The sequence below is a fragment of the Streptomyces sp. C genome (assembly GCF_000158895.1).
Taxonomy (GTDB): domain Bacteria; phylum Actinomycetota; class Actinomycetes; order Streptomycetales; family Streptomycetaceae; genus Streptomyces; species Streptomyces racemochromogenes.
In genome coordinates, this window is the sequence record NZ_GG657750.1 from 956,967 (window position 1) to 972,552 (window position 15,586).

The 15,586-nt window shown below is 73.6% G+C and carries 15 protein-coding genes and 1 pseudogene; 6 read left to right on the forward strand and 10 right to left on the reverse strand.

Annotation, left to right across the window (positions count from 1 at the left end):
- A pseudogene (locus tag SSNG_RS04235) lies at positions 1 to 854 on the forward strand (M20/M25/M40 family metallo-hydrolase); the annotation flags it as partial.
- Positions 855 to 975: 121 nt separating this feature from the next.
- Entirely contained in the window at positions 976 to 1,671 is a 696-nt protein-coding gene (locus tag SSNG_RS04240; protein WP_007262563.1) for an MBL fold metallo-hydrolase, read from the forward strand.
- A gap of 43 nt (positions 1,672 to 1,714) precedes the next feature.
- Here SSNG_RS04240 and SSNG_RS04245 read toward each other — a convergent pair whose 3' ends face one another.
- Entirely contained in the window at positions 1,715 to 2,752 is a 1,038-nt protein-coding gene (locus tag SSNG_RS04245) for an NUDIX hydrolase (RefSeq protein ID WP_007262564.1), read from the reverse strand.
- Between the two features lie 257 nt (positions 2,753 to 3,009).
- Between SSNG_RS04245 and SSNG_RS04250 the strand changes: the two genes are divergently transcribed.
- Positions 3,010 to 3,999, forward strand: a complete 990-nt coding sequence (locus SSNG_RS04250) for a LacI family DNA-binding transcriptional regulator (protein ID WP_128637369.1) — start codon at positions 3,010 to 3,012, stop codon at positions 3,997 to 3,999.
- Here the strand turns inward: SSNG_RS04250 and SSNG_RS04255 are convergent.
- Complete coding sequence (locus tag SSNG_RS04255; protein ID WP_007262566.1) at positions 3,989 to 4,183, reverse strand: hypothetical protein; 195 nt, start codon at positions 4,181 to 4,183, stop codon at positions 3,989 to 3,991. The genes SSNG_RS04250 and SSNG_RS04255 overlap by 11 nt on opposite strands.
- Positions 4,184 to 4,461: 278 nt before the next feature.
- On the opposite strand from SSNG_RS04255, the gene SSNG_RS04260 reads away from it, so the two are divergent.
- Positions 4,462 to 6,534, forward strand: a complete 2,073-nt coding sequence (locus SSNG_RS04260) for a WD40 repeat domain-containing protein (RefSeq protein WP_042800513.1) — start codon at positions 4,462 to 4,464, stop codon at positions 6,532 to 6,534.
- Positions 6,535 to 6,565: 31 nt separating this feature from the next.
- Here SSNG_RS04260 and SSNG_RS04265 read toward each other — a convergent pair whose 3' ends face one another.
- From SSNG_RS04265 to SSNG_RS04285, 5 genes are all read right to left on the reverse strand, one after another.
- A complete protein-coding gene (locus tag SSNG_RS04265) occupies positions 6,566 to 7,864 on the reverse strand; it encodes an aldolase/citrate lyase family protein (RefSeq protein ID WP_007262568.1) in 1,299 nt (432 codons plus the stop codon).
- 194 nt (positions 7,865 to 8,058) lie between these two features.
- Positions 8,059 to 9,021, reverse strand: coding sequence for an electron transfer flavoprotein subunit alpha/FixB family protein (locus tag SSNG_RS04270; RefSeq protein ID WP_007262569.1), 963 nt, complete (start codon positions 9,019 to 9,021; stop codon positions 8,059 to 8,061).
- A 59-nt stretch (positions 9,022 to 9,080) separates the two neighbouring features.
- A complete protein-coding gene (locus SSNG_RS04275) occupies positions 9,081 to 9,866 on the reverse strand; it encodes an electron transfer flavoprotein subunit beta/FixA family protein (RefSeq protein WP_007262570.1) in 786 nt (261 codons plus the stop codon).
- A gap of 202 nt (positions 9,867 to 10,068) precedes the next feature.
- A complete protein-coding gene (locus SSNG_RS04280; RefSeq protein WP_042800516.1) occupies positions 10,069 to 10,599 on the reverse strand; it encodes a flavin reductase family protein in 531 nt (176 codons plus the stop codon).
- A 264-nt stretch (positions 10,600 to 10,863) separates the two neighbouring features.
- Positions 10,864 to 11,211 carry a thioredoxin family protein gene (locus SSNG_RS04285; RefSeq protein ID WP_042800517.1) on the reverse strand — a complete coding sequence of 116 codons (348 nt, stop codon included), beginning with the start codon at positions 11,209 to 11,211 and terminating at the stop codon, positions 10,864 to 10,866.
- A gap of 217 nt (positions 11,212 to 11,428) precedes the next feature.
- Here SSNG_RS04285 and SSNG_RS04290 point away from each other — a divergent pair, with 217 nt between their 5' ends.
- On the forward strand, positions 11,429 to 12,157 hold the full coding sequence (locus SSNG_RS04290; RefSeq protein WP_007262573.1) for a lysophospholipid acyltransferase family protein: 729 nt from the start codon (positions 11,429 to 11,431) through the stop codon (positions 12,155 to 12,157).
- Here SSNG_RS04290 and SSNG_RS04295 read toward each other — a convergent pair whose 3' ends face one another.
- Entirely contained in the window at positions 12,158 to 12,778 is a 621-nt protein-coding gene (locus SSNG_RS04295) for a CGNR zinc finger domain-containing protein (RefSeq protein ID WP_007262574.1), read from the reverse strand. It lies immediately after the preceding gene.
- A gap of 82 nt (positions 12,779 to 12,860) precedes the next feature.
- Here SSNG_RS04295 and SSNG_RS04300 point away from each other — a divergent pair, with 82 nt between their 5' ends.
- Entirely contained in the window at positions 12,861 to 14,099 is a 1,239-nt protein-coding gene (locus SSNG_RS04300; RefSeq protein ID WP_007262575.1) for a hypothetical protein, read from the forward strand.
- Here the strand turns inward: SSNG_RS04300 and SSNG_RS04305 are convergent.
- Together SSNG_RS04305 and SSNG_RS04310 are read right to left on the reverse strand one after the other, a co-directional pair.
- Entirely contained in the window at positions 14,035 to 14,634 is a 600-nt protein-coding gene (locus SSNG_RS04305) for a transglutaminase family protein (protein ID WP_007262576.1), read from the reverse strand. The genes SSNG_RS04300 and SSNG_RS04305 overlap by 65 nt on opposite strands.
- Before the next feature lie 86 nt (positions 14,635 to 14,720).
- Positions 14,721 to 15,586, reverse strand: an 866-nt coding sequence (locus tag SSNG_RS04310) for a low specificity L-threonine aldolase (protein WP_007262577.1), incomplete at its 5' end; no start/stop codon positions are given.

Consider the following 15,586-nt stretch of genomic DNA (forward strand, 5'->3'; position numbering starts at 1 on the left):
GGAGCTGCTGGCCGCCGACACGATCGTCATCGGCGACGCGGGCAACTTTCCGCCTCGGCCTGCCGACGGTGACGGCCACCCTGCGCGGGATGACCCTGATCAAGGTCAGGATCGACACCCTGGGCGGGAACCTGCACTCGGGCATGTTCGGCGGTGTGGCCCCCGACGCGCTCGCCGCGCTGATCCGGCTGCTGGACTCGCTGCGCTCCGAGGACGGTTCGACGACCGTCGACGGTCTCGCCTCGGACGCGGTGTGGGAGGGCCTGCAGTACCCGGAGGCCGACTTCCGCGCCGACGCGAAGGTCCTCGACGGGGTCGAGCTGATCGGTGAGGGCACCATCGCCGACCGGTTGTGGGCCCGTCCCGCCGTCACCGTGCTCGGCATCGACTGCCCGCCGGTCGTCGGCGCGACCCCGTCCGTGCACGCGGGCGCCGGCGCGCTGATCAGCCTGCGCGTGCCGCCGGGCGTGGACACCGCCGAGGCCATCAAGCTGCTGGAGGCGCACCTGGTGGCGCACACGCCGTGGAAGGCGCGGCTGGAGCTGGAGGTCGTCGGTCAGGGCCAGCCCTTCCAGGCGGACACGAGCAGCCCGGCGTACGCGTCGATGGCGGCGGCCCTCAGCGAGGCGTACGACGGCCAGGAGATGCAGATCAGCGGCATGGGCGGGTCCATCCCGCTGTGCAACACGCTGACGTCCCTGTACCCGCAGGCGGAGATGCTGCTGATCGGGCTGAGCGAGCCCGAGGCGCAGATCCACGCGGTGAACGAGAGCGTGTCCCCGGAGGAGCTGGAGCGGCTGTCGGTCGCCGAGGCCCTGTTCCTGGTGAACTACGCGGCCTCCAAGAGCGTCTGACGGCCCGAAGCCGGCCGGCGGTACCCCCTTTGTACGCCCAGGGCGCAGTGCGCCCTGGGCGTACTCCGCTCCTGGCGAAGCCGGGCGTCGGCGGCGGGGCGGGGCGCTTACGGTCGCCGTCATGGATCTTGTTGAAGTCATCCCGGACCGGCTCCACATGCTGCGCTTCGCCATCGGCCAGGCCTACCTCTGGCAGGACGGCGGGGCCCTCACCCTGATCGACGCCGGGCACGCCGGCTCCGCCGACGCCATCGAGGAGGCGATGCGTTCCCTCGGGCTGGAGCCCGGACGGCTGGAGCGGATCGTCCTGACGCACTGCCACCGCGACCACGTCGGCGCCGCCGGAGAACTCGCCGCCCGCCGGGGCGCGCAGGTGCTGGCCCACCGGCTGGACGCCCCGGTGGTGCGCGGCGAGCAGCCGGTCCCCGAGCCGGTGCTCCTGGACTGGGAGGTCCCGCTCTACGCGCACGGGCTGACGACCCCCGAGGCCCCGCCGACCCGGGTGGACCGGGAGCTGGAGGACGGCGAGGTGCTGGACTTCGGCGGCGGGGCGGTCGTGGTCCACGCCCCGGGGCACACGCCGGGCAGCATCGGCGTGCACCTGCCCGAGCACGGGGTCCTGTTCACGGGGGACTGCGTGGCGGGCGTCGGCCAGGTGATGCTGGGCGTCTTCAACACCGACCGGGACCGGGCCATCGCCTCCTTCGGCCGGCTGGCCGCCCTCGCCCCTTCCGTGGCCTGCTTCGGCCACGGCGACCCGTGGACCGAGGACACCGCGAAGGCCCTCCAGGAGGCCGCGCGGGCGGCGGCGGCCTGAGCACGGCCGGACCCCGGTGCGCGCCACCGGGGTCCGGGCCGGGTCAGGGGGTGGGGCGGCCCGACTCCAGGTAGAGGGGGTGGCCGCGTTCGCGGGCGCGCAGGGCCCAGTGCAGCCGTTCCCGGCGCTGCGGCGGCAACAGGTCGGCGGCCTCGGACTCGGTGACGAAGCGCCAGGCCCGCAGTTCCGGTCCGGGCAGCCGCAGCCGCGCGATCTCCGGCTCCGACAGCCGCCCGCCGTCGAACAGCAGCCGCAGTCCCCCGTAGGCCGGGGGGCGGGGCGGCTCCCAGTCGACGACGAGCAGCCCGGGGAGCTGCTCCAGCGTCAGGCCGAGTTCCTCGGCGACCTCCCGCACGCCCGCCCGTGCCGGGGCCTCGCCCGGTTCGACCACGCCGCCCGGGAACTCCCAGCCCGGCTTGTACGTCGGATCCACCAGGAGGACCCGGTCCCGGTCGTCGAAGAGCAGGACCCCCGCCGCCACCGTCTCGCGCGTCGGCTCCGGGGTCTGCACGATGTCGCAGACCGCCGCCGTGCCGGTGCGTACGGCGTCGGCGATGCGCTGCGCCGTCTCCCGTACCGTCAGGCGCCCGTTGTCGACGAGGTGCGCGTCGGCGCTGAGCCAGCCCAGGGCCTGCCGGTACGCCGGGATGTGGTCGTACGCCCACTGGCGGACCCGTACGTCCACCACCTCGGGCGCGCCCGGCTCCTGACGGGTGGCGATGCGTTCCCGCAGGATCGTTTCCTCCGGGGCCAGCAGCACGTGCCGCACCGGGATCCGGCGCGCCGCGAGGCCGCCGAAGATCTCGTCGCGGTACTCCTGCCGCAGCAGCGTCATCGGCACGACCAGGACCCCGCCCAGCTCCGCCAGCATCGCCGCCGCCGTGTCCACGACCAGCCGCCGCCAGATCGGGAGGTCCTGGTAGTCGTCGACCTCGGCGAGGCGTTTGGGCGGCAGCAGCCGGCGCAGCGCGTCGCCGATGAGCTCCGGGTCGTACAGGCTGCTGTCCGGAAGGAGTCCGGCCAGTTCACGGGCCGTGCTGGTCTTCCCGGCACCGAAAGTGCCGTTGATCCAGACAATCACGTCTACCCCTCTCCCTGTGGCTCGCCTCGAAGCCCCCCGGTGGCTTGCCCGCCCCACCCTGCCATGGAAACCCGCCCGCCGGCCGAGTGCTTATGCTCGGGGGCGAGCCTGGATCACCGCCGGGGCGGGAGCCCTTCCGTCCCGCCCGCCGCCCGCCGCCCGACGCCCGACGCCCGACGCCCGACGCCTCCGGAGGTTCCCCCGCCGTGCCGCAGACCCGCCACCCGTCCGAGCCCCGCTACGGCAACCGGCCGACCATGAAGGACGTGGCGGCCCGGGCGGGCGTCGGCCTGAAGACGGTCTCGCGGGTCGTCAACGGCGAGCCGGGGGTGACCCCCGACACCGAGCGGCGGGTGCAGACGGCCATCGAGGAGCTCGGCTTCCGCCGCAACGACAGCGCGCGGGTGCTCCGCAAGGGCCGCACCGCCACCGTCGGCCTGGTCCTGGAGGACCTCGCCGACCCCTTCTACGGCCCCCTCAACCGGGCCGTCGAGGAGGTGGCGCGCACCCACGGCGCCCTGCTCATCAACGGCTCCAGCGCCGAGGACCCGGACCGCGAGCGGGAGTTGGCGCTCGCGCTGTGCGCCCGCCGGGTGGACGGGCTGATCGTGATCCCCGCCGGGGACGACCACCGCTACCTGGAACCCGAGATCCGGGCGGGGGTGGCCACCGTGTTCGTGGACCGCCCGGCGGGCGGGATCGAGGCGGACGTCGTCCTCTCGGACAGCTTCGGCGGCGCCCGGGACGGGGTGGCGCACCTGATCGCGGCCGGGCACCGCAGGATCGGGTTCATCGGCGACCACCCCCGCATCCACACCGCGACGGAACGCCTGCGCGGCTACCGCGAGGCCATGGCCGGGGCGGGCCTCCCGGTGTCGCGGGCCTGGGTGTCCCTCGGCTCGACGGCCCCGGAACGGGTGGCGGCGGCGGCCGGCGCGATGCTGGCGGGCCCGGAGCCGGTCACCGCCGTCTTCGCCGGCAACAACCGGGTCACCGTCACCGTCGTACGGGTCCTCGCGGCGCTCCCCCGGCCGGTGGCCCTGGTCGGCTTCGACGACTTCGAGCTCGCCGACCTGCTGCGCCCGGGCGTCACGGTGGTCGCACAGGACCCGGCGGCGCTGGGCCGGGTGGCCACGGACCGCCTCTTCCAGCGCCTGGCGGGCACCCCCCTCCCCCCGACCCGCATCGAACTCCCCACCCGCCTGGTCCCCCGCGGCTCGGGCGAGATCCCGCCGGTCAGCGGATGAGCGCCCGCAACACGGGCACGGCCCCGCCGGCGGCGGTGAGCCCGGCAAGCACGGCGAGCGGGACCGGCACCCCGCCGAGGTAACTCAGCCCGCCGGTGACGAGCGCGGCGAGCACGGCGCCGAGCAGCACGACGGCGGCGTGCAGGGTGAGCAGGGGCGGATCGGTGTCCGGGGCTGTGGTCATGCTCCGATTGCAGCGTGCCGCGCACGGGGGGACGGCCTCCGCCGAACGAATCCGGAACCGGCGCCGGACACGGGCGCGTTCGGCACTGTTCGGGATCGTCCGGCGGACCCGTCCGTACCCGCATAACCTGGCCGGTAATGAGAAGCGTGCCTACGTTCAAGGAAGAACTCGCTGCGCTCGCCGCTGACTTGCGGCATCTGCGGATCGAGCGCGGCAAGCCTTCGTACCGTGACCTCGCAGCACGCGCGGCGAGGTCCGCGACCGGGATCCGGTTGCCGGTGGCCACCCAGAGCGAGGCCTTCCGGGGTGAACGGCTGCTGGGGCTGGACCGGCTGATGGGCCTGGTGCGGATCCTCCACGCGTACGACGCGTTCGGAGCGGAGCGGCCCGTGCCGCCCCACAACTCCCCCGAGCTGGAGCCCTGGCGTCGCCGCTGGCGCGAACTGGCCGCCCTGGAGCCGGTCCGGCGCCCCCCACCGGCAGAACTCCGCGTTCCCACCCGCGGGACGGGCTTCGACATGGCCCACGTACTCGTCACATGGATGGACAACAACTACTGCGCGGCGTTCTCCCCCGACGGCCGGATCCTCGCCGTGTCCGGAGTGAGGGAGAACCACGACGGAGTGGTGCACCTGTGGGACCCCGTCCGCGGGGTCCGACTCGGCGATCTCAAGGGAGAGACCGCCGCCCTCTCGCTGTCCTTCTCCCCGAGCAGCGGGGTCCTGGCCGTCGGAGACATGCACGGCACGGTGCGCCTGTGGGACACCGCCACCCTCGAGCCGGCGGGGCCGCCCATGCTGGGCCACGACGGATCCGTCGACGCCGTCGCCTTCACGCCGGACGGCCAGATCCTGGTCACGGCAGACGACGTCAACGTCATCATCCGCTGGGACGTGGCCACCCGGAAACCGGTCGGACCGCCGCTGATCGGTCCCAACGGAGAGGTCAAGGCCTTGGTCTGTCTCTCCGACGGCCGGGTCCGGGCCGCCTTCGGCCACCAGCAGTCGCTGTTCCTGTGGGATTTCGGAACCGATTCGAGCGTTGGTACGCGCCTCGCCGAGAACCTGCGTCCGGGGTTCGGAGCCACGTTCTCCGCCGACGGCGCCCTGCTGGCCGCGACCGGCCGCGAGACGACGTCGTTGTGGGACACCTCGACCCACGCCCTCGTGCGCAGCCTGCCCGAATCCGCCGACCACGGCGGCAGGCTGACGTTCTCCGCGGACGGCCGCCGGCTGGCCTCCGTGGACAACAGCGACACCGTACGCCTGTGGGACCCCGCGACCGGTGAGCCCCTGGGTCGGCCGCTGACCGTGCACAAGGGTCCGTTCAGCTCGCCGGCGCTGTCCCCCGACGGCCGGGTGCTGGTCGTCTGCGGCGAGAGCGACAGCCTGATCGTCTACCACGAGACACCTCAGGCGGAAGCCACGCCGCCCCGGCCGCTCGCCGTACGGGCCCTCGACGCGGCCCTGGAGCAGCGTCAGGCCGTGTCCCTGCCGCCCCTCGCCGGGGCAGGCGGAACCGCCATGCACCGGCTCGCCTTCTCGCCGGACGGGGCCCGCCTCCTGGTCCGGGCGCAGGACGGCCAGGTCCACACCTGGGACCCGGCGGCACGCCTCCGGCTGCCCGAGACCCTGACCGCGCCGACCGGGACGGCCCCTTGGGGGGTGGACTTCCCGCACGAGGGCGGCCCGGCCGAGCTGTGGACCCGGGGCAGGCCGCTCGGCCGCGGTGTTTCGCTGGTGTCGCGCGTCGCCTTCTGCGGCGACCGGAGGGTGGCCTTCATCAGTGCGGAGTGGCGGGTGTCCGTCCTGGACGCGACCGACGGCCGGAACGCCGGCCACGTGCCGGCCGGGGTGGCCGACGTGTTCGCCCTGGCCGCCGCTGCGGACGGGAGCCTGCTCGCCGCCGCGATGGACGAGCGGGTGGTGGTGTGGGATCCCACGGCGCACGCACCGCCGGGGCCGGAGCTCGAGGGCCACCTCAACTCCGTCGGAGCCCTGGCCTTCTCCCCCGACGGGCACCGGCTGGCCACCGGTGACGCCGACGGGGAAGTCCTACTGTGGGACGTGACCGCGCCCGGCACCCCCGGCCGCCGCCTCTCCGGGCACACCGGCGCCGTTCACGACCTCGCCTTCTCGCCCCAGGGGCACCGGCTGGCCAGCGCGAGCGAAGACGGCACCGTGCAGGTCTGGGACACCGCCACCGGTGAGCCCGCCACCGACCTGCCCCTGACCGGGCACACCGGCGCCGTCCGGGGCGTCGCTTTCTCCCCCGACTCCAGCCTGCTGGCCTCGGCCGGGAGCGACGGCACCCTGCGCTGCTGGCTCACGCCGACGGCCCGGCCCCGGTGATCCGGGGCCGGGCCGGGCGCGGGCGTGGGGATCAGGCGGTCGCCGTCAGGGTGGCCGAGCGGCGCGGGATCGCGAAGGCGTCCAGTTCGGCGCGGGTGAGGCCGGTGAGGGCGGTGACCTCGTCGGCGCCGACGGCGCCGCAGTCGAGGCCGCGGACCAGGTAGCCGGCCAGGGCCTTGGCGGTGGCGGGCTCGTCCATGACGTCGCCCTCGATCTTGGCGACGTACGCCTTCAGGCGGGCGGCGGCGGTCTCCAGGCCCTCGCGGTAGAAGGTGAAGACGGCGGCGTAGCGGGTCGGCAGGTGCGCCGGGTGCATGTCCCAGCCCTGGTAGTAGGCGCGGGCCAGGGCGCGGCGGGTGAGGCCGTAGTGCAGCTTCCAGCCCTCGTGGACCTTCTCGGTGGTGCCGATGGGCAGCACGTTGGTCGAGCCGTCGGAGACGCGTACGCCGGTGCCGGCCGCGGCGACCTGCATGATCGCCTTCGCGTGGTCGGCGGCGGGGTGGTCGCTGGCCTGGTAGGCGGCGGAGACGCCGACGCAGGCGCTGTAGTCGAAGGTGCCGTAGTGCAGGCCGGTGGCGCGGCCCCTGGACGCCTCGATCATCCGGGCCACGGTGGCGGTGCCGTCGGAGGCCAGGATGGACTGGCTGGTCTCGATCTGGATCTCGAATCCGATCCGGCCGGTGCGCAGGCCGCGGGCCGACTCGAAGGCCTCCAGCAGCTGCACGAAGGCGGTGACCTGCTCGGCGTAGGTGACCTTGGGCAGGGTCAGGACCAGGTTGTCCGGGAGGCCGCCGTGGGCGAGCAGGCCGGAGAGGAAGACGTCGGTGGTGCGGATGCCGCGGTCGCGGACGTTGGACTCCATGCACTTCATGCGGATGCCCATGTACGGGGCGTTGGTGCCGTTGGAGTAGGCCTCGGAGATCAGGCGGGCGGCGCGGGCCGCGGCCTGGTCCTCCTCCTCGTCGGAGCGGACGCCGAAGCCGTCCTCGAAGTCGACGCGGAGGTCCTCGATGGGCTCGGTGGCGAGCTTGGCGCGGACGCGGTCGTAGACCGGTACGGCCAGCTCGTCGGAGATGCCGAGTACCTTGGCGAAGGTGGCGGCGTCCGGGGCGTGCTCGTCCATGGCCGCGAGGGCCTGGTCGCCCCAGGAGCGGACGGTGTCGGCCGCGAAGACGTCACCGGGGACGTAGACGGTGTGGATGGGCTGGCGGGTGCCGGGGTCGCCCGGGTAGTGACGCGCGAGTTCCGCGTCCACCGGCGCCAGGGAGGCGCTGATGCCCTCGCTGACCGCGCCTGCGAGGCTCGTCGCCACCTTCTCCTGCTGACCCATCGTGCACTCTCCTCTTTTCCGCTTCACGGAAGCTTAGATCCGCATAGCAGAATTTAGTCACGGGGTTCCGCTCAGTCAATGGTCCCTCCACCGCCTGGGACAAACGACTCGGGGCCGTGCGGTGACAATCACCACACGGCCCCGTAGGCCAAGAGATGCGCAGGTCAGGGACCAGGCGCCGGGTCGGCCCGGTGTCAGCCCTTGCGCGCCTTGATCTCGCCCGTCAGCTGCGGGACGACCTCGAAGAGGTCGCCGACCACGCCGTAGTCGACCAGGTCGAAGATCGGGGCCTCGGCGTCCTTGTTGATGGCCACGATGGTCTTCGAGGTCTGCATGCCGGCCCGGTGCTGGATCGCGCCGGAGATGCCGGAGGCGATGTACAGCTGCGGGGAGACCGACTTGCCGGTCTGGCCGACCTGGTTGGAGTGCGGGTACCAGCCGGCGTCGACGGCGGCGCGCGAGGCGCCGACGGCGGCACCGAGGGAGTCCGCGAGGTCCTCGATGATCGCGAAGTTCTCGGCACCGTTGACGCCGCGGCCGCCGGAGACCACGATCGCGGCCTCGGTCAGCTCCGGACGGCCGGTCGACTCGCGCGGGGTGCGGGAGACGACCTTGGTGCCGGTGGCCAGGGCGCCGAAGGTGACGGCGAGCGCCTCGACGGCGCCGGCGGCCGGGGCGGCCTCGACCGGGGCCGAGTTCGGCTTCACGGTGATGACCGGGGTGCCCTTGGACACGCGGGACTTGGTGGTGAACGACGCGGCGAAGGCGGCCTGGGTCGCGACCGGACCCTCGTCACCGGCCTCCAGGTCGACGGCGTCGGTGATGATGCCGGAGCCGATGCGCACGGCGAGGCGCGCGGCGATCTCCTTGCCCTCGGCGGAGACCGGGACGAGCACGGCCGCCGGGGACACGGCGTCGTACGCGGCCTGCAGCGCGTCCACCTTCGGTACGACGAGGTAGTCGGCGAACTCGGGGGCGTCGGCGGTGAGGACCTTGACGGCACCGTGCTCGGCGAGCACGGCGGCGGTGGCCTCGGCACCGGCGCCCAGGGCGACGGCGACGGGCTCGCCGACGCGGCGGGCCAGCGTCAGCAGCTCGAGGGTGGGCTTGCGGACGGCACCGTCCACGTGGTCGACGTAGACGAGAACTTCAGCCATGGGACTGCTCTCCTGCTGTTGCGAAGTGTCTGGGGGCTTGAGAGGGGTGGCCGAAGCTCTTAGATGAACTTCTGGCCGGCCAGGAACTCGGCCAGCTGCTTGCCGCCCTCGCCCTCGTCCTTGACGATCGTGCCGGCGGTGCGGGCCGGACGCTGGGCCGCGGAGTCGACCGCGGTGTAGGCGCCCTCCAGGCCGACCTCCTCGGCCTCCAAGTCCAGGTCCGACAGGTCCCAGGACTCCACCGGCTTCTTCTTGGCGGCCATGATGCCCTTGAAGGACGGGTAGCGGGCCTCGCCCGACTGGTCCGTCACCGAGACGACGGCCGGGAGGGAGGCCTCCAGCTGCTCGCTCGCGGAGTCGCCGTCGCGGCGGCCCGTGACGGTGCCGTCCTCAACCTTGACCTCGGAGAGCAGGGTGACCTGCGGGACGCCCAGGCGCTCGGCCAGGATCGCCGGGAGGACGCCCATGGTGCCGTCGGTCGAGGCCATGCCCGTGATGACCAGGTCGTAGCCGGCCTTCTCGATCGCCTTCGCGAGGACCAGCGAGGTACCGATGACGTCGGTGCCGTGCAGGTCGTCGTCCTCGACGTGGATGGCCTTGTCCGCACCCATCGACAGCGCCTTGCGCAGCGCGTCCTTGGCGTCCTCGGGGCCCACCGTCAGGACGGTGATCTCGGCCTCGTCCGCCTCGTCGGCGATCTGCAGCGCCTGCTCGACGGCGTACTCGTCGAGCTCCGACAGCAGACCGTCGACGTCGTCGCGGTCGACGGTCAGGTCATCGGCGAAGTGCCGGTCACCGGTGGCGTCGGGCACGTACTTCACACAGACAACGATCCTCAGGCTCACGCCGGCTCTCCTACCGCATCGTCTTTTTCTGAAACCGCCTTGTGCAGGCAGCATAGGCGCCTTGTAGGGCGGGTCCCGGTCGGGGCGGCCCGCGCTCCGAAGGGAATGTTACTCGTCAGTACACAGTGGGTCTTCCCCGGTTGCAAGGCCGCTGAACTGTGATCTGTCCAACGCCGCCCGAACCCGCCCCAGCAGGGACGATTCAGTCCCGCAACGCGTTGAAGCGCCCCTGGTGGTACAGCAGGGGGCGGCCCTCCCCGGCCGGGTCCCCGGCGACCGCCTCGGCGATGACCACCCGGTGCGCCCCCGCGGGCACCCGCGCGACCACCCGGCACACCATCCAGGCCAGCACCCCGCCGAGCAGCGGCACGCCGTGCGGGCCGGGGGCCCACTCGGTCTGCGCCCCGAAGCGGTCGGCGCCGCTGCGCGCGAAGAGGCCGGCCAGCTCCCGCTGGTGCTCGCCGAGTATGTGGACGCCGAGGTACGCGCTGTCGCGCACCGCCGGCCAGCTGGAGGCGCCGGTGCCGATGGTGAACGAGAGCAGTGGCGGGTCGGCGGAGACGGAGTTGAGCGAGGTCGCGGTGAACCCGGCGGGCCGCCCCCCGGTCTCGGCGGTGATCACCGCGACGCCCGCGGCGTGCCGCCGGAAGACGGAGCGCAGGAGTTCGGGGGAGCCGGGCAGGGGGCCGTCGGCGGAACCGAGGGACACGGGCGGGGCCGTGGGGGCCGTCATGGGGGATGCTTCCTTCTGCCGCGGGGTCGCGGGCGTGCTGGGGGGACCGGGGGCCGGGGGCCTGGACGGGCCTGGACGGGGGCCTTCAGCGGTCCCGACAGCGCGCGCTCGCATGGCGGACGAGGTCCACGTGGAGCCGCCCGTAAAGCAGGAGTTCATACCGCATGCGGCCAGCCTGGCGATCTCACGCGCGCGCAGTCAAGCCGCAGCGGGCAGATGTCAGGCGCGTCACGCTGCGTGCGGGCGCGCGTACCGGCGCGTCCGTCACACCGCGGCCCCCAGTGCGGCGATCACGTCGGCCTTGCGCGGCATCCCGGCCGCGCGCCGGACGACGCGCCCGGAGGCGTCCAGGACGAGCACGGTGGGGGTCTTCTCGATGCCGAGGGCGCGCACGAGTTCGAGGTTGCGCTCGGCGTCGATCTCGATGTGCTCGACGCCGTCCACCATTTCGGCGACTTCGGCGAGGATCCTGCGGGTGCCCCGGCAGGGCTGGCAGAAGGCGGTGGAGAACTGGACCAGACTGGCCCGCTCCCCCGGCTCCCGGCCCAGCTCGGCGGCGCCGAGGGCTCCCTGCCCGCCCGTCCCCGGCGTTCCTTCTCCGTGCCCGCGCACACCCGCTCCCGTCCGCCCTGTTCGCATGTACGTACCCTGGTCCGAGCACCCGTCCGGCGCCCGGCATTCCCCGCGTGACGAGAATCTCGCCCGGCGCGGGCGTCTGGGCTGGCCAGCGGGCCGCGTTTGGGGCACGATCCCCAATGGCCGCGTACCTACGCTGCCGTAACTTCCGGCCGGGAGCACCTCCCCAGGCAGAAAGCGGGGTCTCCCCATCATGGCTGAGCTCGTATACCCCCCGGTGATCGGTGCCGCGCACACCCTCTTCCGTGCGCTGGACATCCGGATCGACATGAAGGGCACCGAGAACATCCCGCGCAAGGGCGGGGCGGTCCTCGTGTCGAACCACATCGGCTACCTGGACTTCATCTTCGCCGGCCTGACCGCGCGCCCGCAGAAGCGCCTGGTCCGCTTCATGGCCAAGGAGTCGGTGTTCCGGCACAAGGTCTCGGGGCCGCTGATGCGCGCGATGAAGCACATCCCGGTGGACCGCCAGCAGGGCGAGACCGCGTACCAGCACGCGCTGGACTCGCTGCGCTCCGGCGAGATCATCGGGGTGTTCCCGGAGGCGACGATCTCCCAGTCGTTCACCCTCAAGAGCTTCAAGTCGGGTGCGGCGCGCATGGCCCAGGAGGCCGGTGTCCCGCTGATCCCGGTGGCCCTGTGGGGTACGCAGCGGCTGTGGACCAAGGGCCGCCCGAAGGACCTCAAGCGCAGCCACATCCCCGTGACGATGCGCGTCGGCGAGCCGATCGAGGCGCCTAAGGACCAGTTCGCGGGCGCCATCACCCGCCGTCTGCGCGAGCGCGTGCAGGAGCTGCTGGAGGCGGCGCAGAGCGCCTATCCGGCCAAGCCGCAGGGCTCCGCGGACTCGTGGTGGCTCCCGGCCCACCTCGGCGGCACCGCCCCGACGGCCGCGCCGGTCAAGGAGCGCGAGGCCAACTAGCTACGGCCCGGCCGCCCCGTCCGCCGGCCTGTCGGCCCGGGTGCCCGCCGGATCCGGGGCCGTGCCGTCGCGCCTGCGGCGCCGGTGGGCGGCGACCCTGGCGCGCGTGGCGCACGCCGGGGTGCAGTAGCGGCGGGCGCTGCCGGGGCCGGTGGCGAGGAAGAGCCGGCCGCAGCCGGCCGCGGCGCAGGCGCCCCAGGCGAGGCGCCCGTACTCGGTGAGCAGCCGGGCGAGGACGAGGGCGCCGGAGGCGAGGAACCACTCCCCCCAGTCCGCCCCGTCGCCCCGGTCCACGTGCAGGTGCCAGGGGTGGCCGTCGTGCCGGGTCAGCCGGGGCCGGGTGGCGCACTCCTCCAGCAGGGCGTTGAGGGCGGCGGCCGCGCGGTCCTCGTCGGTCTCGGCGAGGACCTCCGCCATGCGCCGGACCGCGGCGCGCAGTTCGTCCGCCTCCGCCTCCGTGAAGACCTCCGGGGCGAGCTCCTCCGGGCGTTCCCCGTGCCGGGCGAGCAGCTGCGCCAGGGCCGCGCGCGGCAGCGCCGGGTCCGCGCGGACCGCCTCGGCGAGCTCGATCAGCCTGTCGGCCGCCGCGAAGCCGCCGCTCGGGTTCCGCCGGTCCGCCATGCACGGATCCTTTCATCCTGCACTCGTCTGACGTAACGTCTTTTCCGCTTAACACGTTACCGAACGCGGAGGGGGTTCGCCGATGGGCGGGTTCGGGCGGTATCTGGCGGCGGCTCTGGCCGCGCGCTTCGCGTCCGAGGGCATGGGGATGGCGGTCGTGCTGCTGGCCGTGGAGCGCACCGGCAGCGCGGCCCACGGGGCGTTCGTGCTGACCGCCTGGCTGGCGCCGCACGTGCTGGCCGCGCCGCTGGCGGGAACCGCGGCGGCCCGGGCCCGGCGGCCGCGGCTGTTCTACGCGGGCGCGCTGGCGGGGTTCACGGTGGCGGTGGCGGCGCTGTCGGCGCTGCTGGGCCGGGCTCCGGTGCCGGTGGTGCTGGCGGCGGCGTTTTTTGTTGTGGGGACCTGCACCGTGGTGACCGGCGGGCTCTCCAGCCTGGTCGCGGGACTGCTGCCGGCGGGCCCCGCGCGGGACCGGGCGTACGGCTGGGACGCCTCCACCTACAACGCGGCGGCGGTGACGGCCCCGGCGGCGGTCAGCGTGGTCGGGGCGGTGCTCTCGGCCGGGCCCGCGATGGCGGCGCTGGCGGCTTCGGCGGCGCTGGCGGCACTGCTGGCGGCGTCCCTGCCGTACGCGGACCCGGGCGCGGGCCGCTCCCCTGACGGGCCCCGCGCCGGGCTGGGGGCGGGGCTGGCCGCCCTGTGGCGGGTCCGGGAGCTGAGGGCCATCACCTCGGCGACCACCCTGGCCTTCGTCGGCATCGGGTCGCTGACCACCACCTCGGTGCTGCTGGCGACCGGGCTCGGCAGTCCCGGCGCGGGCGGGGTGCTGATGACGGCCTTCGCGGCGGGTGCGCTGGCCGGGTCCCTGACGCTGGGCCGGATGACGGCCGTGGCGCCGGGCCGGCTGGCCCGCTGGGGCATGGCGGGGACCGGGGTGGCCCTCGCGGCGGCCGCGTTCACGCCGTCGGTGGCGCTGACGGCGGTGGCGTTCGCGGTGGCCGGCTACTGCGACGGGCCGCTGCTGACGGCCACGCTGCGGATCCGCTCGGAGAACGCCCCGGCGGCGGTGCGGCCGCAGGTGTTCACGCTGGGGGCGGGGCTGAAGATCACGGCGGCTTCGACCGGCGCCGCCCTCGTGGGGCTGGCCGCCGCCGCGCCGCCGTGGACGCTGCTGCTCGGGATCGCCGTACTGCAGCTCGCGGCCGCCGCGCTGCACGCGCTGGTGGCGGGACGGAAGCCCGTACCGGCCGAGGGGGTCACAGAGCCGTCGGAAGGTTCCGCCACAGCTCCGGCCGGTCCGCGGACCCCTGGAGCGCCCTGAGTGCGGCGGGGTGCGGGGCGGCGTGGAGCTCGGGGTAGTCGATCTCGCCGAGCTCGGGACGGACCGGGAAGGCGAGCCGCTCCCGGTCGAGGCTGAACTGCGCGTCGACGCCGGGCTTGTTGCCGCGCGGGTCGATCCGGGACCAGTTCGCGGCGCCGGGCAGCCGGACGGCGACGAGGCCGTGGACGGCGGGGTCCGAGCCGTCGTCCTCGGTCAGGCGCTGGTAGCAGAGGGCCGCGGGGATGCCCTGGGCGCGCAGCAGGGCGACGAGGGCGTGGGACTTGGCGTAGCAGATGCCGTTGCGGGTGGCGAGCACGTCGGAGGCGCGCCAGGAGACGCGCGGGTCGCCGGAGTCGGCCGAGTGCGGGATGGTGTCCCGGACGAATTCGAAGGCCACTTTGGCGTATGAATATGCGTCTTGGGTGGCCGACCAGAGGGCGTCGGCGGTCTCCTGCACCAGGGGGTGCCAGTGGTCGATGACCTCACTGGAGGCCAAGTAGGCATGGATGTCTGGGTCCTGCTGGATGAGCTGCATGGGCGGGAGCATAGGCATGCCTCCGACCGTAGATCAATAATTTTACGGTCGGAGGCATATTTATTCAGCTATGCGAGAGGGAGCGGCTAGCGGGACAGCTCCTCCTTGAGCGCCTGGAGGAAGCCGTCCACGTCCTCTTCCTGGGTGTCGTAGCCGCACATCCAGCGGACGTGGCCGGCGGCCTCGTCCCAGAAGTAGAAGCGGTACCGCTCCTGGAGCCGGCGCGACACCTCGTGGGGCAGCTTCGCGAAGACGGCGTTGGCCTGCACCGGGTAGAGGATCTCCACCCCGTCGGTCTCGCGCACACCGGCCGCGAGCCGCTGCGCCATCGCGTTGGCGTGGCGGGCGTTGCGCAGCCACAGGTCCTTCGCGAGCAGGGCCTCCAGTTGCACCGACACGAAGCGCATCTTGGAGGCGAGCTGCATCGACATCTTGCGGATGTGCTTCATCTGCCGGACGGCGTCCGGGTTCACCACGACCACGGCCTCGCCGAACATCATGCCGTTCTTGGTGCCGCCGTACGACAGCACGTCGACGCCCACCGTGTTGGTGAAGGTGCGCATCGGCACGTCGAGCGAGGCCGCGGCGTTGGCTATCCGGGCACCGTCGAGGTGCACCTTCATGCCGAGGCCGTGGGCGTGCTCGCAGATCGCCCTGATCTCGTCCGGGGTGTAGACCGTGCCGAGCTCGGTGTTCTGGGTGATCGAGACGACCTGGGGCATCGCCCGGTGCTCGTCCTCGAAGCCCCAGGCCTCCTGGTCGATCAGCTCGGGGGTGAGCTTGCCGTCCGGGGTGGGCACGGCGAGCAGCTTGAGGCCGGCCATCCGCTCCGGGGCGCCGCCCTCGTCCACGTTGATGTGGGCGGTCTTGGCGCAGATCACGGCGCCCCAGCGGTCGGTCATCGCCTGGAGGGCGGTGACGTTCGCGCCGGTGCCGTTGAAGACCGGGAAGG